Genomic DNA, 21,367 nt, shown 5'->3' with positions numbered 1-21,367 from the left:
ACCAGCCGGGGCGCGCCGGGCGGCTGCCGATCAACCGGCCGGCGGTTCCGGCGGGCTGATCGGCAGCAGGACACGGAACAGGGTGCTGCCGGGCGTACTCGTCACCCGGATGTCACCGTGGTGCTTGTTGACCACGATCCGGTAGGAGATGTCCAGACCGAGGCCGGTGCCCTCGCCGACCGGCTTGGTGGTGAAGAACGGCTCGAAGATGCGGGGGCGGATCTCGTCCGGAATGCCCGGGCCGGTGTCGGCGACCTCGACGATCAACCAGTCGTCCTGCCGGAGAGTCCGGACGGTCAGCACGCCGTCGCCACCCATCGCGCCGAGCGCGTTGTCGATCAGGTTGCTCCACACCTGGTTCAACTCCGCGGCGTACGCCGGAACGGGTGGCAGGCCCCGGTCGTAGTCGCGGACCAGCCGGACCCCGGCGGAGATCTTCGCCTTGAACATCACAAGCGTGGCGTCGAGCAGCTCGTGCACGTCGACCACCTGGTACGGGGCCCGGTCGAGCTGGGAGTACTGCTTGGCCGCACCGACAAGCGTGGAGATCCGGATGGCGGCGTCCGCGATCTCGCGCATCAGCAGTTCGGTCTCGACCGTGTAGGTCAACCAGCGCACCGCGGCTTCCAGGTCCTCCTCGCCGACCGCCACGCGGACCCGCTCCAGCCAGTCGACGTCCAGCCCTCCACCGACGAGTGTCGACGCCAGCTCCCAGCCGGCGGTCAGGCCCCGGTCGTCCAGCCAGTCGGTCAACTCGTCCTCGGCGTCGCTTGTCGCCAGCGGTGAGAGGGTCGGCGCCTTCGCCACCCGCTCGACAGCCTCCTCCTGAAGGGCCACCAGTGCGTGCAGCCGCCGTCCGTCGAGCCGACCATCGGCGATCATGGCGAGCTTGTGGCGCATCCCGGCGATCCGCTCCCGCAGACTCGTGGTCGCCCGCACCGCCGCGCTCGCCGGATTGTTCAGCTCGTGGGTCAGGCCCGCCGACAGGGAGCCCAGGGCCAGCAGCCGTTCCCGCTCGCCGATGAGCGTCTGGGTGTCCCGCATGCCGATGAACATGCCCTCCAGCAGGTGCATCGCCATCGGAAACCAGGTGCGTACCGCGTGGGCGAACTGCTCCGCCGGCAGCACGAAGAACTCGGCGTCGGTGAGCGCCCACATGCTGTTGCGGTACTGCCGATCGTCACCCAGATACGCCTGGGTGGCGCCGCCGTACACGCCACGCTGGGCGGTACGGCTGATCTCCACCTGGTCGCCGTGCACCGTGCGGCAGAGCCGTACCGTGCCGTCGAGCAGGACGAAGAAGCACTCCGCGGAGTCACCCTCGCCGTAGACCAGGTCACCTTCGTTGCGCCGCTCGACCCGGCCCTGGTCGGCGAGCCAGTTCAACTGCCCCTCGTCGAGCGACTCGAAGAGGAACAGCGTCCGGAGGTCGTCGGCGCCCAGCCGCCGCTGCTGCCCGCCTGCGCCCGGATCTCCGCTTGTCACTGCGCCTCCAGGTACCTGTGCACCAGCGACACGGCCATGGCCCCCTCACCGACGGCGGAGGCCACCCGCTTCACCGAGGCCGCGCGGACGTCACCGGCGGCGAACACCCCGGGCACGCTCGATTCGAGGTGGTACGGCTCGCGGGGCAGCGACCAGCCCGACGGTCGCCGCCCTCCGGTGACCAGGTCCGGTCCGGTGACCACGAAACCCCGCTCGTCGCGGACCAGTGTGCCGTCCAGCCAACCGGTGCGAGGCTCCGCGCCGATGAAGACGAACAGCCACGAAGTCTCCACCTCCCGCTGCTCGCCGGTCCGGGTGTCCCGCAGGGTCAACAGTTGCAGGTGCTCGTCACCGGCGGCACCCGCCACCTCGGTGTGCGGATGCACCACCACCTGGTCGATGCGGCCGAGTTGGTCGATGAGGTACCGCGACATCGACGCGGTCAGGTCCGCGCCCCGGATCAGCAGGTGCACCCGCTGCGCGTAGCGGGAGAAGTAGACAGCCGCCTGGCCCGCCGAGTTGGCCCCGCCCACGATGTAGACATCCTCACCCACACAGCTCGGTGCCTCGCTGGCCGCCGAACCGTAGAAGACGCCCCGGCCGGTGAAGTCGGCCAGGCCGGGCGCACCGAGCATCCGGTACGACACACCGGTGGCCAGCACGACCGAGTGGGCGGCGAGGGTCTGGCCGTCGCTGAACCGCAGCAGCCGCGCCGACCCGGCCTCCGCCAGGCCCACCACCTCCCGGGTGCTGAGCAGCTCCGCGCCGAACTTCAGCGCCTGCCGGCGGGCCCGGTCGGTGAGCTGCGCTCCGGAGACCCCGTCGGGAAAGCCGAGATAGTTCTCGATCCGGCTGCTCTGCCCGGCCTGCCCGCCGGTGGCCAGTCGCTCCACAAGCACGGTGCGCAACCCTTCGGAGGCCCCGTACACGGCGGCACCCAGGCCGGCGGGCCCGCCGCCGACCACCACCAGGTCGTAGAAGTCGGCAGTGGGGTGGACGTCCAGCCCCACCAGCCCGGCCAGCTCCGCCTCCGAGGGGGCCACCAGCGCCTTGCCGTCGGCGGTGACCACCAGCGGGACGTCGGCCGGGGTCACCCCGGCCGCCGTGAGCAGCCGGCCGGCCTCGGGGTCCTCGGTCAGCAGCCACCGGTACGGGACCAGGTTGCGGGCGAGGAAGTCCCTTACCGTGAACGACTCGGCGGACCAGCGGTGCCCGACCACCCGGATCTCGCTGGCCCCGGCGGCCGGGCTGGCCGCCCACGCCTCCAGCAGCGAGTCGACCACCGGGTAGAGCTTCTCCTCCGGCGGGTGCCAGGGTTTGAGCAGGTAGTGATCGAGGTCGACCAGATTGATCGCGTCGATCGCCGCACCGGTGTCCGCGTACGCGGTCAGCAGCACCCGGCGGGCGGCGGGGAACAGGTCCATCGCGGCTTCCAGGAACTCGATGCCGTTCATCTCCGGCATCCGGTAGTCGGCCAACAGCAGCGCCACCTGGTCTCCCCGCAGCTTGACCTCGCGCAGCGCCTCCAACGCCTCCGGCCCGGACGCGGCACGGACCACCCGGTAGCGGTCGCCGTAGCGACGCCGGATGTCCCGTGCGACAGCCCGGGAGACCGCCGGGTCGTCGTCGACGGAGAGGATCACCGGGTTCGCCATGCGCCCATGAAACCACGCTCCTGTTCCGTCGCCGTTGCCGACGACGACCGCCACCGGAGTCGACTACCTGAGCGGGACGGCGGAGCCGGCGTCGCGGCCGTGACAGGTACGGCACGCCGGGCGATCAGGACGGGCCGTCGAGGGCTGCCGGGGCGGCCCGGAAGACGACAGCCACGCTGAACGACACCCCGTCGACCTGGTAGGCGTAGCAACCCGGTCCACTGACCGTCGTGGTGGCCGGCAGGTCGCTCTCCGGATCGCCCAGCACGGCGTAGTGTCCGTCGTCGCGTGGCTCACCCGTGTAGGAGAACGTCACTGTCGCGCTGCCCGGCGCGTCGATCCGGGCCGCCCGTACCAGCACCGGCCCGGTGTAGCCGGAGCCGATCCACCGGACCTTCTTCGTGTATGTGCCGTCCTGTTCCCGGTCCTCGTCGCGTAGTTGCAGGACACCGTCGACGAAGTAATCGGCCACCGGGTACAACGGGCCGGGGCCGAGCACCCGGGACGCCTGGTCGGTGTCGGACCAGGGCCGGGGCTCGGTGACCGGGCAGGCGTCGCCGGGCCCGGCGCTGGGCAGCCGGAGCGGCGGTGCCGGCCAACCTGCGGACGGGGCCCCTGGTACCGGCGAGGCCGAGGTGGCGGCCGGCGGCGACACCGGGGCGGCGTCCGGCGACGCGCCGTCACAGGCCGCCACGCTCGACGCGAGCAGAACGACGGCGCTCATCCGGGCCCACCGCATCATCTCCGCAGTATCGACCGCTTTCGTCGTTTGCGCAGCCCGGTACGGCCCGACGCCGCGGGTGTCCGGTTGCCGCCTCCCGGCACCGGCCCAGAAGGTCGACTACCCGCGTCGCGCCCGCTCCAGCAGTGCCCGGCGCTCGGCCTCACTGTGCACCCGGTCCGCCGCGGCACGGAACAGCGCCGCCGCACGATCGCGGTCGCCGTGTCGGGCGACGAGATCCGCCTCGGCCGCCAGGGTCAACGGATAGCCGTCCAGCCCACCACCGGCGCGGGCCTCGGCGAGCAGGGCCAGCCCGGTTGTCGGCCCGTACGCGTACCCGTGCGCGACGGCCCGGTTCAGTGCGACCACAGGGGTGGGCTGCACCTGCGCGAGCTGGTCGTAGCAGTCGGCGATCCGTCGCCAGTCGGTCCGCTCGGGGCTGGGCGCGGTGGCGTGGCATGCCGCGATCCGGGCCTGCCACGCGTACGGGCCGGACTGGGTCAGCCCGCCGAGCAGGCGGTCGGCCTCGGCGATCGCCGCGTGGTCCCAGCGGGACCGGTCCTGTCGATCGAGCGGCACCAGGCTGCCGTCGCTGTCCCGTCGGGCGGCCCGGCGGGAGTGCTGCAACAGGCAGAGCGCCAGCAACGCCTTCGCCTCCGACTGCTCCGGCATGAGTCGGACCAGCAGCCGGGCCAACCTGATCGCCTCCTCGGCGAAGGCCGGCTCGCCGTCCGCGTCGTATCCCTGGGTGAACAGCAGGTACAACACGCCAAGCACCCCGGGCAGTCGCTCGGTCAGGGCGTCGCCACGCGGTACCCGGTAGGGGATGCCCGCCTCGGCGATCCTCGCCTTGGCCCGGGTCAGCCGCCGGGTCATCGTGGACTCGCTGACCAGAAAGGCCCGCGCGATGTCGGCGGTGGGCACCGCGCAGATCGTCCGGAGGGTCAACGCGATCCTCGCCTGCGGCGCGAGCGCCGGATGGCAGCAGGTGAAGATGAGCCGCAGCCGGTCGTCCACCACCTCTTCGTCAGGTACCGGATCCGCCGTGGCGGCGGTCAGCGCCAGCACCGCCAGGTCACGCAGCTTGCGCCGCTCGACCGACGCCCGCCGCACCACGTCGAGCAGCCGGTTGCGGGCGACAGCCATCAACCAGCCCGCCGGGTTGGTCGGCACCCCGTCGACCGGCCAGCGGTCCAGCGCCCGGGCCAGCGCCTCCTGGGTACAGTCCTCGGCCAGCGTCCAGTCACCGGTGATCCGGATCAGGGCAGCCACGATCCGCGGGTACGCCTCGACGGCGGTGGCCGCGACGGCTTGCGCCGCCGCGGCCCGACCGACCGCCGTGCCCCCGTTGTCGGCATGCCGTTGCACCGCAGCGCCGGCTTCGCCCAGCGCCGGCGACACCACGATCTCGGCGGCCGGATCCGTCACTGCTCGAAGTCGGCGAACGGACGAAGTTCGATCCGCCCGGCCCACGCCATCGGATGCGCCCGGGCGACCTCGATGGCCTCGTCGAGATCAACGCACTCCAGCAGGTCGAAGCCGACGATCATCTCCTTGACCTCGGCGAACGGCCCGTCGGAGACCAGCAACTGGCCGTTGCGGACCCGTACCGTGGTGGCGGCCGACGCCGGTGCCAGCTGGGCACCCTGGAGGCGTCGGCCGGACGCGTCGTTCTCCGCCACCCACACCTCGACGTCGGGGTGGTTGCTCGACTCCGGGTCCGGCTCGGTGTCGGTGCAGACAAGCATCAGGTACTTCACGTCAGTGCCTTTCGTTTATTCGTCAGGATCTGTGGTTCCACCGACATGACGAACGGCGGACCCGGCATCCGGACAACCGAAGCGTGTCATCTTTCCCGCGCATCCGCGGTCGGGCAGATCCGCCGGGGCGGTGGCAGGGACGGCCCCCGCACCTGTCAGCTGCTGGGTCGGCGCGCACGGCGGGCCAGCGTGTCGCCGTGCGCTATCAGGATCAGCAGGCCGGTGACGATCGCGGAGTTGACAAGCAGCGACTGTTCGTGGGCCGCCGCGACGGCGACCAGAATGGCGGCCATCCCGATCACCCGGTGCCAGGAGATCCGGCCCTGCACGGCCAGCGCGAACAGGATCCAGCCGGTCAGAAAGAGCGCCGGCCCGGAGCCCATGACCACGATCGCGGCCGGGTCATGGGAGAACGGTTCGATGATCATCAGACGTGAGCCGACCCCGGTCGCCAACACGCCGGCGATCATCACCAGGTGCAGGTAGCCGGCGAGCAGCCCCAACCTGCTTCCAGGGGGTCCCAGTGCCTCGATCGCGGCACCCAGCCGCATTCCCCCGGGCACCAGGTAGAGCCGGCCGAGACTCACCGCGTTGATGAACATCAGGGCGAACGCCAGACTGCGGCCGACGTCGAATCCGTGTTGGCTGTACGTGATGCCGGCGGTCAGGATCAGTTCGCCCAGGGCGATGATGAAGATCTGCTGGTAACGCTCGGACAGGTGCTCCCCGATGATCTGGAGGTTCTCCCAACTGCTGCGCCCTAGCGCCGGTGTCGGCCAGCGCAGTCGCGCCATCGAGTAGTCAAGCACCACCGCCACCGTCCAGAGGACCACCTGGGCCGGTCCGACGAACGCCCCGGTCAGCCACAGCACCCCGGAGACGGCGAACCAGATCGCCACCCGCAGGGTCCGCAGTTGCAGCGGGTGCCCGTGCAGGGCCGGCAGCAGCAGGGCGGCCCGACCCAGATGGATCGCCACGTAGGCACCGGCGAAGACAAGCGCGTGTCCGGCGTACGCGGTCGGTGCCGCGGCGGCCATCAACATCCCGCCGAACATCACCCAGATCAGCAGCGTGGTGATCAGTGGGGTACGCGGCTCGAACCAGTCGGTCGACCAGGCGGTGACGAACCAGACCCACCAGATGGCGGCCAGCAGCAGTGCCGTCCGGAACGCCCCGCCCACGCTGAGGTCGTCCTCCAGAGCACGGGACAACCGGTTCAACGCCAGGATGAAGGCCAGATCGAAGAAGAGTTCCAGGAACGACGCCCGCCGGGAGACCTCGCGCCGCCGCAACAGCCGTGCCGGCAGCTCCCTGGACATTCCCGCCCCCCGGGTCCTGGTGATCGCGCCTCAGTCGTACCACCGACCGGTCCTGCTCCGGCGCTGAACCGCGAGGTCAGCACGCTGCCCAGGCGGGCGCGGGGAGACTGTCCAGGCCGGCCGGCCCGGCACTAACCTCGGGGCGATGCGGCACATCCACGACCGACGGACCACGCTCACCACCGCCGAACGCGCGATCGATGCCCGTTTCCGCGCGGGGCTGGCCCGGCTGCCGCGGCACGGTCCGGCCGGATGGCTCACCGAGTTCGTGGTCTTCGGGCTCAAGCAGGCCTGGGCGTGTGTGTTCGGCGCCGCCATGCTGGCGATCCTCAGCGCGGCGCACCTCTGGTATCCGGACGACGCCGCGCTCGCTCGCAACGATGCCCTCACCGTCGCCGCCGTCGCCATTCAGGTCGCCATGGTGGCCGGGCGTCTGGAGACCCTGCGCGAACTACGGGTGATCGTCCTGTTCCACCTCGTCGGCACGGTGATGGAACTGTTCAAGACCCACATCGGCTCGTGGACCTACGAGCCCGACGGCGTGCTCCGCCTCGGCGGGGTGCCCCTGTTCAGTGGCTTCATGTACGCGGCGGTCGGCTCCTACCTGGTCCGGGTGAACCGGCTCTTCGACCTGCGCTTCACGCGGTATCCGCGGCGCCTGTTGACAGCCCTCGTGGCGGTCGCGATCTATCTCAACTTCTTCACCAACCACTACCTGCCGGACGTGCGGTGGCCGCTCATCGCGGTTGTCGCGCTCGTGTTCGGCCGCTGTGTCATGCACTTCCGCATATTCCGGGCGCGGTGGCGGATGCCGCTGCTGCTGGCCTTCGTCCTCGTCGCCTTCTTCATCTGGCTCGCGGAGAACATCGCCACCTGGTCGAACGCGTGGCTCTACCCGAGCCAGGTCGACGGTTGGCATCCGGTCTCGTTGACGAAGCTGACGTCGTGGTTCCTCTTGATGATCATTTCGGTGGTACTCGTCACCTGGATCTCACCGCCACAGCCGCCCGATGACGACCGGCAGCCGCCCGGTGGCACCGATGCGACGGTCCCCGGCACGGTGCCGGTCGGCCAGCGGGAGCGGCACCAACCAGCGCTCGACCAGCTCAGCCCTGGCGGCTCTTCCACTGCGGGTTGACCCGGTTCACCACGACCACCCGGCCGCGTCGGCGCACCACTGTCGAACCCGGCTTCCGCTTCAGCGATCGGAGCGAACTACGTACCTTCATGTCCGTTTCTCCTCGACTCGGGCCGTACGTCGTACGCAGGAGAGAACGTGGACCGCCGGGGCGGGATTCCCCGCCCGAGTCACCGGCCGGCCGGAGCCGTCGGTTCGACCGCCAGCAGGGCGGCGAGCTGCCGCAGCACCTGGGGTCGGGCCCGGTAGTAGACCCAGGTCCCCCGTCGTTCGGAGTCGACCAGACCCGCCTCGCGCAGCGTCCGCAGGTGGTGCGAGATCGTCGGCCCGCTCAAGTCGAAAGCCGGAGTCAGGTCACAGACACACACCTCACCGCCCTCGGCGGAGGCGATCATCGACATCAACTGGAGCCGAACCGGATCGCCGAGCGCCTTGAACGCGGGTGCCAGCGCGGCGGCGGCCTCACCCGGCACCCGCTGCTGGGTCAGCGGTGGGCAGCACGTCGCGGCGGTGAAGTCGAGGGAAAGTGGTGCTGCCTGCTTCGACATGCCCCTAGGTTGACATTTGTCTAAGCAACGTGCAACTCTCTGTTTCGAAGAGCATCGAGACAGCCTCGCCACGCCACGCTGTTTCGACAACCATCAAACGCGAGGAGTACGTGATGAGCCTGGACCAGCTACCCGTCGCCGTCATCGGTGCCGGGCCGGTCGGCCTCGCCGCCGCCGCCCACCTGCACGAGCGCGCACTCCCGTACACCGTCCTGGAGGCGGGCGACGGTGCCGGCGCCGCCGTACGGCAGTGGGCCCACGTGCGCGTCTTCTCACCCTGGCGGTACAACATCGACCCGGCCGCCCGCCGCCTGCTCGACGAGGCCGGCTGGGTGGCACCCGACCCGGACGCCCTGCCGACCGGCGCCGAACTGGTCGAGCACTATCTACAGCCTCTCGCGGACCTGCCGCAGCTCAAGCCACAGCTGCGCTACGGCGCCCGGGTCGCGGCGATCAGCCGACTCGGCTACGACAGGCTGCGCACGACCGGTCGGGAATCCGCCCCGTTCCTGCTCCGCCTCACCGACGGCCGGGAGATCCTCGCCCGAGCCGTCATCGACGCCTCGGGCACCTGGGACACCCCGAACGTGCTCGGCGCCTCCGGCCTGCCCGCGCAGGGCGAAACCGACGCCGCGGCCCACCTGGAGCACGCGCTGCCCGACGTCCTCGGCACCGACCGGGTCCGTTTCGCCGGTCGGCACACGCTTGTCGTCGGCGCCGGGCACTCCGCCGCCAACACCCTGCTCTCGCTCGCCGAACTCGCCGCCACCACGCCCGGCACCGAGGTCACCTGGGCCATCCGCGCGCTGTCCCCGACGCGCACCTACGGCGGCGGCGACGCGGACGCGCTACCCGCTCGCGGCGCGCTCGGTTCCCGCCTGCGTACGCACGTCGACGCCGGCCGCATCCGACTGCTCACCGGCTTCTCCGTCCACGCGATCACCCCCACCGACGGCCGGGTCGCGGTGCTCGTCCGACGCGGTGACGGCACCCAGGAGCAGGTCACGGTGGACCGGATCGTCGCCGCCACCGGTTTCCGGCCCGACCACACGATCGCCGCCGAGCTGCGCCTGGACCTCGACCCGATCATGGGCGCCACCCGCGCTCTCGCTCCGCTGATCGACCCCAACGAGCACTCCTGCGGCACCGTCCCGCCGCACGGCGTCGACGAACTCGCCCACCCGGAACCCGGCTACTACGCCGTCGGCATGAAGAGCTACGGCCGTGCGCCCACCTTCCTCATGGCCACCGGTTACGAACAGACCCGATCCGTGGTCGCCGCCCTAGCCGGCGACTGGCAGGCCGCCCGCGACGTACAGCTCGAACTGCCCGAGACGGGGGTGTGCAGCAGTAACCCGGCCGACTCGGTCGCCGGTGACGACTGCTGCGGCCCAGCTCCCGCCGCGGCCGGCAAGGGCCTCGCCACAGGCATCAGCGGCGGTCTGCTCAGCACACCGCTGAACCTGGTCGGCACCGACGCGCCGGCTACCGACCGGACCGGCGGCTGCTGCGGCGGCTGAGGGCGGCCGACGAGCCGAGCGCCCCCCGGACGATGTGCAGGGCCTGATCCGGCGAGGGAAGGCCGGATTCGCTCACCACCCGGCCGTCCACAACGATCGCCGCGTACCCGGTACCCCGGACCAGGTCGCGCAACAGGGCCCGCCAGGACCGCCGGTGCCGGCGACCGTCGCGCACGATCGCCGGCAGCAGGAACAGCGTGTTACGTGGGTCGACGATCTCCACCGCGACCTCGGCGGGCAGACCGGCGCGTACCACCTGGTAGACCTCGCCCAACGGGCGCTGGTCGGCCCGCTGCCGAGCCAGCGCGGGATCCTCGTGCCGGCCCTCGACGCAGCTGCCGGCCGCGCCGGTGCAGCAGCCGGAGCCGGCCCCGGCGGCGTCCCACGGTCGGATCAGCAGAACCCGGTGCCGGGCCATCAGCGGCGATCGTCGATGGCGCCGGCACCGGCTGCCGGCTCGGCTCCGACGGCCTGCTGCGACGTGTCGCCCGGCTCGGATTCGCTGGCACCGCTGCTGTCAGGTCCCGGCCCGGAGTCCGCTGCCGACTCGGCGGGCTGGCCACTGGCGCGGCGCAGCGCGAGCACCGCCTCCACGATCAGCCAGAGCGCGAGGACGAAGATGATGGCGTCCAGCGGGGCCAGCACCCACTCGTCGGCCGCCACGAACTCGCGCAACTGCACGATCAGCGCCCAGGTCGTCATCACCAGCAGGAAGACGAGCGGCACGACGACCGCGACCGGGTTGCGCCGACGGCGCAGCACCCAGACCGCGATGACAGCCAGGGCGAGGCCGGCGGTGAGCTGATTGGTGGTGCCGAAGAGTCGCCACAGCACTCCGAAGGTGTAGCCGGCGTCCCCACCGCCCGGCAGCAGGGCGAGTGTCAGTGGTGCGGCGACCGCCAGCAGCCCGGCCAGGGTCAGGTGACGGGACAGCCGTCGCCACCCGACCAACTCGGCGATCTCCTGCACGATGTAGCGCTGCAACCGGACGCCGGTGTCCATCGTGGTGGCCGCGAACGAGATCACCACCACCGCCGCGAAGACGGTCGCGAGCTGGAACTCGATGCCGAGGTTGGTGGCGAAGCTGGCGATGCCGTTGACGAAGTTACGGGTGGCGCCGCCGGACGCTTCGGCGTAACTGGCGTACAACCCCTCCCACTCGGCCCGCGTGGCGGCGACCCCGGCCGTGACCGCGATGATCGACCCGAGGGCGAGGCTTCCCTCGCCGATCGCCCCGGCGTAGCCGACATACCGGGCGTCGGTCTCCTTGTCGAGCTGTTTGGACGTGGTGCCGGAGGCCACCAACGAGTGGAACCCGGATATCGCACCGCACGCGACGGTGATGAACAGGAACGGGAAGATGCTCGGCGAGCCGGCCGGTACGTCGTTGAACATCGGCGCCACGATCCGGTCCATCCCGACCAGCACTCCAGCGAAGATCACCGCAATGGCGATGAACAGCTGGTGGGAGTTGATGTAGTCGCGCGGCTGCAACAGCAACCAGACCGGCAACCGCGAGGCGATGAACGCGTAGACGAAGAGGATGATCACCCACAGGTCACGCGTCCGCTCGAAACCCAGCGCGTCGGCCAGCCCGGTGATCTCGATCGGGTAGAGGTTGCCCACCCAGATCAGGAAGTAGAGCGCGGCCACGCCGATGAGCGACGGCACCAGCGCCGCGCTACGGGTGCGGTAGATGTACTGACCGATCGCGATGGCGAGCGGAATCTCCACGAAGATCGGGATGACCGCCCCCGGGTACGCCACGAGCAAATTGCCGATCACCACCGCGAAGACCGCGTTCACGAGCGTGAGCAGGAAAAAGATGATCAGCAGGAACAGCGTCCGGGCCCGCTTGCTGATCACGTCCGCGGCGAGGGTGCCGATGTTACGCGCCCGGTGTCGTACCGAGACCGCGAGCGCCCCGAAGTCGTGTACGCCGGCCGCGAAGATGGTGCCGAACACCACCCAGGCCAACGCCGGGCCCCACCCCCAGAACACCGCGATCGCCGGACCGACGATCGGGGCGGCCCCGGCGATCGAGGTGAAGTGGTGGCCGAAGAGCACATGTTTGTTCGTGGGGACGAAGTCGACTCCGTCGGCGAACCGGTGCGCCGGGGTCACGTAGGCGGGGTCCAACCCGTACACCCGGTCGGCGAGGTAACGCGAGTAGTACCGGTAGCCGAGGGCGAACATCGCCATGACCGCGATGACGACGACGATGGCGGGCATACGGCTGCCTCCTTGCGGCCCTCAGGGGCGGGCGCTCGTGTGCAGATCCCGAAACCTGTCGGTAATGTAATGGAGATCACATTGCAAGGTCGACCGAACGGGTCGGATCACATGGACGTGGGTACGGATGTTCGCCGCGCGATCCAGGCTGCCACCGTCGGCGAGTTGGCCTGGCTCGACCGGGACGGCCGGCCGCAGGCCCGACCGGTCACGCCGCTGCTGCTCGGCGACCGGCCCGCCGTCGCGTTCCCGTACGCCGAGGTTGGCCTGGCGCGCCAGTTGGCCACCGCTCCGGATGCGGCGCTTGTCGTCTCCGACGACCGGCTCACCGGGCGTACCTGGCGGCCGGTCGCGGTGGCAGGGCGGCCCCGGCTGACCGAGGATCGCGACGGCGCGCTGTTCGTGGAGCGGTTGCTCGACCAGGAACTGCGCAAGTACCCACCGGCACGGGCGCTTATCGACTCACCACTGCTACGCCGGGAGCACTGGTGGTACCTGCCCCGACTGATCGTGGCGCTGGAGGTCGTTTCGGCGACCGCCGTCGGTGCCCGCGTCGGCGGGGCCGGTGAGGTGCTGGCGGTCGCCCGAGACGATCAGCATCTGTACGTGGACTCGGTGACCCGGCCCGACCGCGAGGGGGCCGAGCCGGTCCGGGTGCGCAGCCTCGCCGGACGGCTGCCCGCCAACGGGCCTGCGGTGCTGCTGGGGCACGACTTCTCCGCCCCCGACCTCGAACGGTGGACCCCGTGGACTACCCGGGGCGAGCTGACCGACGGGGTCCTGGCCGTGACGGCGGCACCTGTGCGTACCGCCCTCGCGCCGCCGCTCGGGTTGTGGCGACGGCTGACCCGTCAGCGACGGCTCGCCCGGGCCTGCCAGGACGCCCTCGACGCAGCGGCCCGGTAGGCCGGGCCGGCCTACCGGGCGAACGTCGAAACGGCGGCACCGACGACCGCCCGGTGACCGTCGTTCTGCACGTAACCGATCACCATCGCGCGGCGGTGATCGAGATCGGCCGGCACCGTAAGCTCGACCTGCCCGAGATCCCCGTCGACCCGCTCCGACGTGAAGGCGCGGACCACGGCGTCCTGGCGCAACCGCCGCCCGGCGTTCTCCCCACGGGGGACGTCGTTCTCCAGACCATCCTCCACGACCGCCACGTTCATCGTTCCCAGCGCCGGCGGACGGTCGACCCGGTAGTCCACGGTCAGCCGGCGTGCACCGTCGCCGCCCGCTTCGACCACTGACAGGCTCAGAGGTGTGATCGCCGCCGTGGCCAGGGCGGATTCGATCGCCTCCGACGCCTGCCGGCGGTCGGAGCCGACGAAGTCGGTAGTGCCGTTGACGATCATCTGCGGGGTGTACAGGCCACCCGACCCGAAGGCCCGGGCATAGTCCTCCTGCCGCCGGGTGTACGCGCCGTCGGCGTACGGGTCGGGCCACCCGAGGTGATCCCAGTAGTCGACGTGGAAGCCCAGCGTGTACACGGGCCGGCCCCGCTTCCGAGCGCTCTGTTCGATCTCGGACAGCACCTCCTCGGCGGGGGGACAGCTGTTGCACCCCTGGGAGGTGAACATCTCCACGACGGCGAAGCCGCCTTCGGCCTGGTCGGTGGTCGACCTGCTGGACGAGGTGTCCGTCACGGCAAATCCTCCTCGACGATCCGGCTGGCGGTGACCGCGTTCCCACTGCGTGCGCGACCAAGCCTGGCCCGCCGAGACAGAGCAGGCCGATCTCCGGGGTCACGTTTCGCCGTGTTCGACCGGATCTCTACCCGGGGGTGGCACGCCTACCAGCGCCACCCCCCGGCACTTCGCCTCGGTACCCGTCCCGGTAGCTCTGTTCCGCCGGACGGAGGACCTGCCGCTTCCTTCCCCAATCCGTCCTCGCCTGGCACACCAGCCACGTACGGTCGAGGCAGGCCGGCCGTCCCACCACGCCTGATGGTCGGGGACGGAGGACCAGTCGACCTGCCGTCACGGACGACTGCGCGCCGCGACACGAGGACGAGGCATGACATCGGAACCTGATGTGCGGCATCAGCGGTGAGGTGAGGTTCGACGGCACCACGCCTGACGCCGACGCGGTGACCCGGATGACCGAAGCGATGCGGTCCCGGGGCCCGGACGGCGAGGGCCTGTGGAGCGATGGCTGGGTGACCCTCGGGCACCGCCGACTGACAGTCATCGACCTGTCCGACGCGGGCGGCCAGCCCATGGTGCGAGAGGATCTCGGCCTCGCGCTGGTCTTCAACGGCTGCGTCTACAACTACCCGGAGCTGCGCGCGGAGCTAAGTGCCGCAGGGCACACCTTCCATTCCACCAGTGACACCGAGGTGATCCTGGTGGCGTACGCGCAGTGGGGCGAGGACTTCGTCGATCACCTGGTCGGCATGTTCGCTGTCGGCCTGATCGACCGCACCCGGCGTCGGCTCGTGCTGGCCCGGGACCGACTCGGCATCAAGCCCCTCTACCTCGCCGAGACGCCGAGCCGGTTGCGGTTCGCCTCGACGTTGCCGGCGCTGCTCAAGGCGGGTGACGTGGACACCAGCGTGGACCCGGTGGCGCTGCACCACTACCTGTCGTGGCACTCGATCGTGCCGGCGCCCCGCACCATCCTGCGCGGTGTCCGGAAGCTACCGCCGGCGACCGTGCGGGTCGTCGAGGCCGACGGGCGTAGCCGCGATCGCGTCTACTGGCGGCCGGACTACGTCCGGAAACCCGGCCACGCCGGCTGGGACGACCGGGACTGGCGGGCCGCGATCGGCGACGCGCTGCGTACCGCCGTACGACGCCGGCTCGTCGCCGATGTGCCGGTGGGTGTGCTGCTCTCCGGCGGGCTGGACTCGAGTCTGATCGTGGCACTGCTCGCCGAGGCCGGGCAGCAGCACCTGCGCACCTTCAGCATCGGCTTCGACAGCCGGCACGGCGAGGCCGGCGACGAGTTCCACTACTCCGATCTGGTCGCCCGCGCGTACGGCACCGACCATCTCCGCATCCAACTCACCAACGACGACCTGGTACCGGCCGTCCGCCGGACGGTCGAGGCGATGACCGAGCCGATGGGCAGCCATGACGTGGTCGCCTTCCACCTGCTTTCCGAGCAGGTCGCGGCACATGTCAAGGTGGCGCAGTCCGGGCAGGGCGCCGACGAGGTGTTCGCCGGGTACGGCTACCACCAGCCCCTGACCCAGGTGTCCCGGGCCGAGGCGGCGCAGACCTTCACCGCCGCCTTCTTCGACCGCGACCACGCCGAGCTGATCCGGGTGGTGGGTCCGGCGTACGCCGTCGACGTCGATGCCAGCCGGGATCTGGTCTTCGCGGAGCTGAACGCCCCGGGTGCGGACACCGCCCTCGACGCGGTGCTGCGCCTGGACACCCACCTGATGCTCCCGGACGATCCGGTCAAGCGGGTGGACAGCATGAGCATGGCCTGGGGGCTTGAGGTCCGTACCCCCTTTCTCGACCAGGATCTGGTCGTTCTCGCGGCGGCCTGCCCGCCGCAGCACAAGGTCGCCAATGGCGGCAAGGGGGTGCTCAAGGAGGTCGCCCGCGAGGTGCTGCCGGCCGAGGTGATCGACCGACCTAAGGGCTACTTTCCGGTACCCGCGCTACGCAACGTCGACGGCCCGGTCCGCGACCTCGTGGTGGCGGCGCTGCGGGCGCCGGCCGCTCGGGAGCGTGGGCTGTTCCGGCAGGCGTACGTGGAGACGCTGCTCGCCGACCCGGAACAGGCGCAGGCCACCGCGGGCAGCAACAAGTTGTGGCAGCTGGGCCTGCTCGAACTCTGGCTCCAGACCCACGACATCCGCTGAGGGTGCTAGCCGGCGGTGGTCTCGGCGGCGAGGTGGTCGAGGACCGCGCGCACGTCGCCACCGGTGCGCGCGATGACCCGCCGCTGCCGGGCCGCGCCGGTGCCGTCGCGGCGCAACCGGGCCAGCTGCTGCTGGACGTACGACAAGTCGCCGTGCCGGACCAGCGCGGGGGCCACCGTGGTGAACAACTCCTCCACCAGGTCCCACGCCGAACGCGCGCCGCCACCGCGCAGATCTATCAGCCGGCCGTCCAACCCCTCGTGAGCAGCTCGCCAGTGGGCCGCCGCGAGCAGACAACTACGCAGGCGGGGCGCGGGAACGCCGGCACGCACCTGGTCGACCATGGTGGCGACCAGGGCTCGCACCAGTGCCGCGACCAATACCGTGTCGTCCACCCCCGGGCAGACATCCCCGACCCGGATTTCCACGGTGGGGTAGCTGGCGGACGGTCGGGCGTACCAGTAGACCATCGCCGCATCGAGCATGATTCCCGCGTCGACAAGTTCCGCCACCGTCGCGTCGTAGTCGGCGACGGAGGCGAAGTACGGGGTGGGGCCGATGCTCGGCCAGCGCTCCAGCTGCATGGAGCGCCAGCTCGCGTGGCCGGTGTCCGTGCCGTCGTGCAGCGGCGAGTTGGCGGTGAGCGCCTGCACCACCGGCAACCACGGCCGTAGGTGGTTGCAGACCTGCACCGCCAGATCCCGGTCCGGCAGACCCACGTGCACGTGGCAGCCGCAGACGGCTGGATCGTGTGCGACCGGACCGAACCGGCGGGACATGGCGCGGTAGCGGGGTTCGTCCGGCACCGTCCGGTGCGACTCGTTGACCGGAGTGGCGCCCACCGCGACCAGCCGGGCTCCCACCGACCGCGCTGCTTCCGCAGCGGCACGTCGCAGAGTGATCAGGTGCGTCCGGAGATCGGCCAGGTCGGCACAGACGGGGGTGACCATCTCCACCATGCTGTGCCGGAACTCCTGCCGGCTCTGTGCGCGGGCCGTCCCGTGCAGCGCTGTCAGCACCCGGTCGGCGATCGGCAGGCTCTCTCCCGATTCCGGGTCCAGCAGCAGGAACTCCTCTTCCACCCCGATGGTCAGCCGCGTCGGCGCGTCCACGGCACTCAGGGGCGGTGCGATGGACGGGTGGTTCGTCATCGTCGGCATCCCCTCCTGCCGGCGACGGTCACCGCCGCCGCACTCGCGGGACTTCCCCGCCAGGGCGCCGGCAAACGGCATCCACCGACTGACCGGGCGGGCTCGGTGTACACCGAGCCCGCCCGTTCCGGCCCCACCCGATCGACCGCGGGGATGCCGGCGCTCATCCGATTCGACGAGCGCCCTCATCCGCGACGATCAGGCATCTTTCGCGCCGGATCTGTTTCGTGTCGTCAGCGTTGCAGGGTGAGCAGGCCGGGACGGTACGGCAGCAGGCCGTAGTCACCGCCGGAGTTGGGTGACCGTCCCTGGTAGAGCAGTTGCAGGTTGCAGGGGTCCACGGTCATCGTCTGGTCGGCGTTGGTGCGGATGAGCTCGCCGTGGCTGATGTCGTTGGTCCAGGTGGCGCCGCTGTTGGCCTTGCCAGCGAACGGGTTGCTCTCCGTCGCCGCCTGCGGGGTCCAGCTGCCACCGAGACTCGTGGCGGTGAAGGAGCGGAAGTAGCGGCCCTGCGAGCCGATCGCCTCGACGATCATCAGGTACCGCTGCTGGCCCTGGAGCTTGTACACCTGCACACCCTCGAACAGGTTGTTCGTGGTGTCAGTCATGATCGTGGTGTAGTTCGACCCGAAGCTGCCCGGGAAGTTGCCGATCGGCATGCTGGCCCGGTAGATCCGACCGTTGTCACCGGCGAAGAACAGGTACATGTTCTGGTCGTCACCGATCAACGCCTGGTCGATCGGACCAGTACCCGAGTTCGAGATCGACCCCGTGAACAACGTCTGGTGCGCGGACCAGCTGTTCACGTTCGTCGGGTTCGTCGAGGTCCGGTAGGAGAACGCCGGACCACCCCACTGGTAGGCAAGCACCCACAGGTTGCGGGGTGCGAAGTAGAACAGTGAGGGCGCGACAGCGGCGAACGGCATCTGGTTCTGGCTTGCCGAACCCATCTGGTTCCAGTTCGAGAACAGCCCGAAGTTCATCGAACCCCACGTCGTACCGGTGTCATGGGTAGTCCCGTAGACCAGGTGCTGCCCGTTGTACGGCGCGTGGGTGAAGTCCTTCAACGACACCCAACCAGACCTCGGCTGCGCCAACGCTCCGGTCGACGACCACCGGTACGACGACGGCAGGTTGCAGGTGCCCGACGGGGGCGGCGTGGTCGGCGGCGGGTTCGTGCCGCCGTCGACGCGGACGAGCTGCCACTGCTGGTTGGCGCCGTTCCAGTCGTCGTACTGCACGATGTTTCCGCCGTCGGCGGTCGAGGCGCCCTGGACCTCCATCACCTTGTTGCTGTTCCGGTTGATCAACCGGACGTAGCCACCGTCGGAGTCGGCCAGCCGGAACTGCTGGTTCGTCCCGTTGTGGTCGGACCACTGCACGATGCTGGCACCGTTGGCGGTGGAGAAGTTGTAGACGTCCAGCACCTTGTTGGACAGCCGTGACTTCAGCCGGTAGTAGCCACCGCCGGAGTCCACGAACTGCCACTGTTGCTGGTTGCCGTTGTTCCGCGACCACTGGGTGATCCGCGCACCGTCGTTCGTGGCCAGGTTGTACACGTCCAGGGCCTTGCCGCTGTTGCGGTTGACAAGCACGTACCACGCGTTCGTGTCGACGGTCGCCGCAGCGGCGGGTGTCGACACCGCCACCGCTGCGGCACTACCGGCCACCACCGCCGTCACACCGGCGGCGGCGACCCGCAGCAACCACCTACGTTGCCGCGTGGGCGGCGGGAGAGATGGAGACCTACCAAGGGCAGACATGTTCCTCCTTCAATGACCGAGACCCGACCAGCAAGCCCGATGATGGGCACGCCGTCGAGCGTCCGTGGCGCCTTGTGTTAGCGCTAACATGGATGTCCGCATGTCCCCGCACACGCCTGGTCCACCGGCCCGACGAAGCAGGCTTGCCCGGTAAGCCGTAGGCATCGCCGTCCTTGACCATCGACTGTGGGCGATAACATGCCGTTCGTCAAGTCGAAACTTTCCGGAATCATGGGGCCCGCGACGTACCCGAATTATCAGACACGTGCCTGGTCGTCGCGTTCATCCGACCACCCTCAGCAACCACCGGGAGCACCCGGCGCTCCGAACCCTGTGGCGGCGAACTAGACGGCGGATGATGGCGCTAACATCGATGGTTGCACATAGCCAACGCCGCGTTTGCGGCTCGCCGAGCCGGCCGAGCCTGACCGTCGGCGAACCGTGCTGGGCCTGGCGGCACCCGCCGGGCACGTGCTACGAAGCCCGGCCCAGCACCTTCCCCAGCAGACCCGACAGCTGGCGCTGCTCCTGATCGGTGAGCAGCCCGATCCGCTCGGACGGGAACTCGAAGGCCCGCCGCACGGCACGCTGCACGTCATGCCCCGCCGGCGTGACCGACACGCGCTTTATCCGCCTGTCATCCGGGTCGGGCACCCGGGCCACCAGGCCGCGGGCCTCCAGCCGGGTAACGAGCTGGGTGACGTTCGAGGCGTCGCACAGCAGCTCAACGGCGAGTTCCCCCATCGAGCGACTACCTCCGGAGAGATGTTCGAGCAGACACGCCTGCGCGGCACTGAGCCCGGCGACCTGCGCCGCTCGGTCATAGGCCGCGTCGTAGGCGAATACAAGATCCCACACCTGCCGGGCAAGGGTGTCCGCCACCTCGGTCATGGCCAGAGATTAGTTGACTCGCTCAGATAACGCTGCTTTAGTGGAGTCGATGAACTTTAGTCACTAAACCAAAGGGAGCGACTGGACGTGACGAATCAGAGTTCGACGGGGGCCGACCCGACCCGCGTGCTGGTGACCGGAGTCCGTGGAAAGACCGGGCTGGCGCTGGCCAGGCTGCTGGCCGAGCGGCCGAGCATCGACGTACTCGGCGGCAGCAGCAACCCGGACTCGGTCAACATCGGCGGCGTACGGCCGATCGCCTTCTCGTGGGACGACCCAGCCGGATGGTCGGCGGCGACCGACGGCGTGGACGCGATGTACATCGTCCGACCGGATCGCGCGGACGCGCCGGACCTCATCGGCGCGCTCCTCCCCGAGACGCCCTCCCGGACCCGGATCGTCCTGTTGTCCGAGCAGGACGCCGACTACATGGGAGCCGCCGGATGGGCGCCGCGCGCTGAGCGCGCGGTACGCGACAGCGGGCACGCCTGGACGATCCTGCGGCCCAGCTGGTTCATGCAGGTGTTCACCGACCCGCGCTTCTACCGCGATCAGGTCGCCCAGGGGGAGCTGCCGTTCTCCAGCGGTGGCGCAAGGCTGGCCTGGATCGACGCCCGGGACATCGCCGCGGTCGCCGAGCGGGCACTGCTGGACGAGGGGCACGCCGGCCAGGTGTACGAGCTCACCGGCCCGGAGGCGCTCTCCCTGCCGCAGACCGTCGAGCTGCTCTCCGCCGCGGCCGGCCATCCCGTGGCCCTTCGGGAATTGACTGTCGACGAGGTCGTCGACGGGACCACCGGCTTCGAACGGGAGCTCTTCGCGCTCACCTTCGAGCGCGTACGGGCGGGCAGTTTCGCGGCGGTCACCGACTCCGTCGAGCGGGTGACCGGACGGCCGGCACGGACACTGCGGGCCTTCCTGTCCGACGCCGGGTCGCCGTTCGGGCGGGCGGCCTGACGTCGGCCGTCGATTCTGCCGCGCGGTCCGCCGTCAGCCCTCGATCGGCGGGCGGTCCATGTTGAGGTGGAAGGCGCGCTCCTCGGCCTCCTGGCGCGCCGCGATGAAGTCGCGCTGCCAGTCTTCGGCACCGTCCGGGATGCGGGCCACCACGTGCTCGCCGTGCACCCGCCCGTCCGCGTCAGTCAGGGTGACCCCGACGACTGTGTGCCCACGTCCCGGTATGGCGTAGTGGCGCACCGCCCAGCGGGCGGACGCCTGCGCGGCATGGCGTCGGCGTCGGGCACCGCCGGTCAGGACCACGGACACCAGGAGGACGGCGGCCAGCACGACGATGGAGATGGCCAGGAACGCGATGATCCGCACCCGCCCGAGGCTACCTCGCCAGGTGCAGGCGGTGCCGCTAACGAGAG

At 70.3% G+C, this 21,367-nt stretch carries 20 protein-coding genes; 5 read left to right on the top strand and 15 right to left on the bottom strand.

The genetic code is table 11. The features are described 5' to 3' along the window. Positions 1–30 precede the first annotated feature (30 nt). From Van01_RS18690 to Van01_RS18665, 6 genes are all read right to left on the bottom strand, one after another. Entirely contained in the window at positions 31–1,485 is a 1,455-nt protein-coding gene (locus Van01_RS18690) for a sensor histidine kinase (RefSeq protein WP_239099153.1), read from the bottom strand. Then, positions 1,482–3,140, bottom strand: a complete 1,659-nt coding sequence (locus Van01_RS18685) for an NAD(P)/FAD-dependent oxidoreductase (protein WP_204008832.1) — start codon at positions 3,138–3,140, stop codon at positions 1,482–1,484. Before Van01_RS18685 ends, Van01_RS18690 begins: the two co-directional genes overlap by 4 nt. 124 nt (positions 3,141–3,264) lie before the next feature. Continuing rightward, positions 3,265–3,864: a hypothetical protein gene (locus Van01_RS18680; protein ID WP_204008823.1), complete on the bottom strand. Its 600-nt coding sequence runs from the start codon at positions 3,862–3,864 to the stop codon at positions 3,265–3,267. Between the two features lie 117 nt (positions 3,865–3,981). Then, positions 3,982–5,229 carry an RNA polymerase sigma factor gene (locus Van01_RS18675; protein ID WP_204008949.1) on the bottom strand — a complete coding sequence of 416 codons (1,248 nt, stop codon included), beginning with the start codon at positions 5,227–5,229 and terminating at the stop codon, positions 3,982–3,984. 56 nt (positions 5,230–5,285) lie between these two features. After that, positions 5,286–5,621: a YciI family protein gene (locus tag Van01_RS18670; RefSeq protein WP_204008821.1), complete on the bottom strand. Its 336-nt coding sequence runs from the start codon at positions 5,619–5,621 to the stop codon at positions 5,286–5,288. Positions 5,622–5,776: 155 nt separating this feature from the next. Further along, positions 5,777–6,940, bottom strand: a complete 1,164-nt coding sequence (locus Van01_RS18665) for a low temperature requirement protein A (RefSeq protein WP_204008819.1) — start codon at positions 6,938–6,940, stop codon at positions 5,777–5,779. Positions 6,941–7,085: 145 nt separating this feature from the next. On the opposite strand from Van01_RS18665, the gene Van01_RS18660 reads away from it, so the two are divergent. Then, positions 7,086–8,078, top strand: a complete 993-nt coding sequence (locus tag Van01_RS18660) for a DUF817 domain-containing protein (protein ID WP_204008816.1) — start codon at positions 7,086–7,088, stop codon at positions 8,076–8,078. Here the strand turns inward: Van01_RS18660 and Van01_RS18655 are convergent. After that, positions 8,047–8,169, bottom strand: coding sequence for a 50S ribosomal protein L36 (locus Van01_RS18655; RefSeq protein WP_204008814.1), 123 nt, complete (start codon positions 8,167–8,169; stop codon positions 8,047–8,049). The genes Van01_RS18660 and Van01_RS18655 overlap by 32 nt on opposite strands. Positions 8,170–8,248: 79 nt before the next feature. Continuing rightward, positions 8,249–8,626, bottom strand: a complete 378-nt coding sequence (locus Van01_RS18650; protein ID WP_204008811.1) for an ArsR/SmtB family transcription factor — start codon at positions 8,624–8,626, stop codon at positions 8,249–8,251. A gap of 113 nt (positions 8,627–8,739) precedes the next feature. Between Van01_RS18650 and Van01_RS18645 the strand changes: the two genes are divergently transcribed. Then, positions 8,740–10,146 (top strand): NAD(P)-binding domain-containing protein, encoded by a 1,407-nt coding sequence (locus Van01_RS18645; protein WP_373306269.1) that lies wholly within the window; start codon positions 8,740–8,742, stop codon positions 10,144–10,146. Here the strand turns inward: Van01_RS18645 and Van01_RS18640 are convergent. Further along, the gene (locus tag Van01_RS18640; protein WP_204008809.1) at positions 10,112–10,564 is read right to left on the bottom strand and encodes a hypothetical protein; all 453 of its coding nucleotides are present in this window, start codon (positions 10,562–10,564) and stop codon (positions 10,112–10,114) included. The genes Van01_RS18645 and Van01_RS18640 overlap by 35 nt on opposite strands. Then, the gene (locus tag Van01_RS18635) at positions 10,564–12,378 is read right to left on the bottom strand and encodes a carbon starvation CstA family protein (protein WP_204008807.1); all 1,815 of its coding nucleotides are present in this window, start codon (positions 12,376–12,378) and stop codon (positions 10,564–10,566) included. Before Van01_RS18635 ends, Van01_RS18640 begins: the two co-directional genes overlap by 1 nt. 111 nt (positions 12,379–12,489) lie before the next feature. Between Van01_RS18635 and Van01_RS18630 the strand changes: the two genes are divergently transcribed. Continuing rightward, entirely contained in the window at positions 12,490–13,284 is a 795-nt protein-coding gene (locus tag Van01_RS18630) for a pyridoxamine 5'-phosphate oxidase family protein (RefSeq protein ID WP_204008804.1), read from the top strand. 11 nt (positions 13,285–13,295) lie between these two features. On the opposite strand, the gene Van01_RS18625 is transcribed toward Van01_RS18630, so the two are convergent. Then, positions 13,296–14,021 (bottom strand): DUF1223 domain-containing protein, encoded by a 726-nt coding sequence (locus Van01_RS18625; RefSeq protein WP_204008802.1) that lies wholly within the window; start codon positions 14,019–14,021, stop codon positions 13,296–13,298. Between the two features lie 386 nt (positions 14,022–14,407). Between Van01_RS18625 and Van01_RS18620 the strand changes: the two genes are divergently transcribed. Next, positions 14,408–16,192: an N-acetylglutaminylglutamine amidotransferase gene (locus tag Van01_RS18620; RefSeq protein ID WP_204008800.1), complete on the top strand. Its 1,785-nt coding sequence runs from the start codon at positions 14,408–14,410 to the stop codon at positions 16,190–16,192. A gap of 5 nt (positions 16,193–16,197) precedes the next feature. On the opposite strand, the gene Van01_RS18615 is transcribed toward Van01_RS18620, so the two are convergent. The 3 genes from Van01_RS18615 to Van01_RS18605 form a co-directional block, all read right to left on the bottom strand. Next, positions 16,198–17,343 carry a carboxylate-amine ligase gene (locus Van01_RS18615; protein ID WP_204008945.1) on the bottom strand — a complete coding sequence of 382 codons (1,146 nt, stop codon included), beginning with the start codon at positions 17,341–17,343 and terminating at the stop codon, positions 16,198–16,200. A 233-nt stretch (positions 17,344–17,576) separates the two neighbouring features. After that, positions 17,577–19,106, bottom strand: a complete 1,530-nt coding sequence (locus tag Van01_RS18610; RefSeq protein ID WP_204008798.1) for a non-reducing end alpha-L-arabinofuranosidase family hydrolase — start codon at positions 19,104–19,106, stop codon at positions 17,577–17,579. Between the two features lie 474 nt (positions 19,107–19,580). Continuing rightward, positions 19,581–19,997 (bottom strand): MarR family winged helix-turn-helix transcriptional regulator, encoded by a 417-nt coding sequence (locus Van01_RS18605; RefSeq protein ID WP_204008796.1) that lies wholly within the window; start codon positions 19,995–19,997, stop codon positions 19,581–19,583. An 87-nt stretch (positions 19,998–20,084) separates the two neighbouring features. Here Van01_RS18605 and Van01_RS18600 point away from each other — a divergent pair, with 87 nt between their 5' ends. Continuing rightward, complete coding sequence (locus tag Van01_RS18600; protein ID WP_204008787.1) at positions 20,085–20,954, top strand: NAD(P)H-binding protein; 870 nt, start codon at positions 20,085–20,087, stop codon at positions 20,952–20,954. 33 nt (positions 20,955–20,987) lie between these two features. On the opposite strand, the gene Van01_RS18595 is transcribed toward Van01_RS18600, so the two are convergent. Then, on the bottom strand, positions 20,988–21,320 hold the full coding sequence (locus Van01_RS18595; protein ID WP_099848752.1) for a hypothetical protein: 333 nt from the start codon (positions 21,318–21,320) through the stop codon (positions 20,988–20,990). Positions 21,321–21,367 lie beyond the last annotated feature (47 nt).

Source organism: Micromonospora andamanensis, from assembly GCF_016863495.1.
In the GTDB taxonomy this organism is placed as follows: domain Bacteria; phylum Actinomycetota; class Actinomycetes; order Mycobacteriales; family Micromonosporaceae; genus Micromonospora; species Micromonospora andamanensis.
This window is presented reverse-complemented; position numbering and strand designations above follow the sequence as displayed.

What these genes read in the sequence shown, in the direction of transcription:
- Van01_RS18685 (WP_204008832.1), bottom strand. Translation starts at nt 3,140, where the DNA reads ATGGCGAACCCGGTGATCCTCTCCGTCGACGACGACCCGGCGGTCTCC.
- Van01_RS18680 (WP_204008823.1), bottom strand. Translation starts at nt 3,864, where the DNA reads ATGAGCGCCGTCGTTCTGCTCGCGTCGAGCGTGGCGGCCTGTGACGGC.
- Van01_RS18665 (WP_204008819.1), bottom strand. Translation starts at nt 6,940, where the DNA reads ATGTCCAGGGAGCTGCCGGCACGGCTGTTGCGGCGGCGCGAGGTCTCC.
- Van01_RS18660 (WP_204008816.1), top strand. Translation starts at nt 7,086, where the DNA reads ATGCGGCACATCCACGACCGACGGACCACGCTCACCACCGCCGAACGC.
- Van01_RS18655 (WP_204008814.1), bottom strand. Translation starts at nt 8,169, where the DNA reads ATGAAGGTACGTAGTTCGCTCCGATCGCTGAAGCGGAAGCCGGGTTCG.
- Van01_RS18650 (WP_204008811.1), bottom strand. Translation starts at nt 8,626, where the DNA reads ATGTCGAAGCAGGCAGCACCACTTTCCCTCGACTTCACCGCCGCGACG.
- Van01_RS18645 (WP_373306269.1), top strand. Translation starts at nt 8,740, where the DNA reads ATGAGCCTGGACCAGCTACCCGTCGCCGTCATCGGTGCCGGGCCGGTC.
- Van01_RS18640 (WP_204008809.1), bottom strand. Translation starts at nt 10,564, where the DNA reads ATGGCCCGGCACCGGGTTCTGCTGATCCGACCGTGGGACGCCGCCGGG.
- Van01_RS18635 (WP_204008807.1), bottom strand. Translation starts at nt 12,378, where the DNA reads ATGCCCGCCATCGTCGTCGTCATCGCGGTCATGGCGATGTTCGCCCTC.
- Van01_RS18630 (WP_204008804.1), top strand. Translation starts at nt 12,490, where the DNA reads ATGGACGTGGGTACGGATGTTCGCCGCGCGATCCAGGCTGCCACCGTC.
- Van01_RS18620 (WP_204008800.1), top strand. Translation starts at nt 14,408, where the DNA reads ATGTGCGGCATCAGCGGTGAGGTGAGGTTCGACGGCACCACGCCTGAC.
- Van01_RS18615 (WP_204008945.1), bottom strand. Translation starts at nt 17,343, where the DNA reads ATGACGAACCACCCGTCCATCGCACCGCCCCTGAGTGCCGTGGACGCG.
- Van01_RS18610 (WP_204008798.1), bottom strand. Translation starts at nt 19,106, where the DNA reads ATGTCTGCCCTTGGTAGGTCTCCATCTCTCCCGCCGCCCACGCGGCAA.
- Van01_RS18605 (WP_204008796.1), bottom strand. Translation starts at nt 19,997, where the DNA reads ATGACCGAGGTGGCGGACACCCTTGCCCGGCAGGTGTGGGATCTTGTA.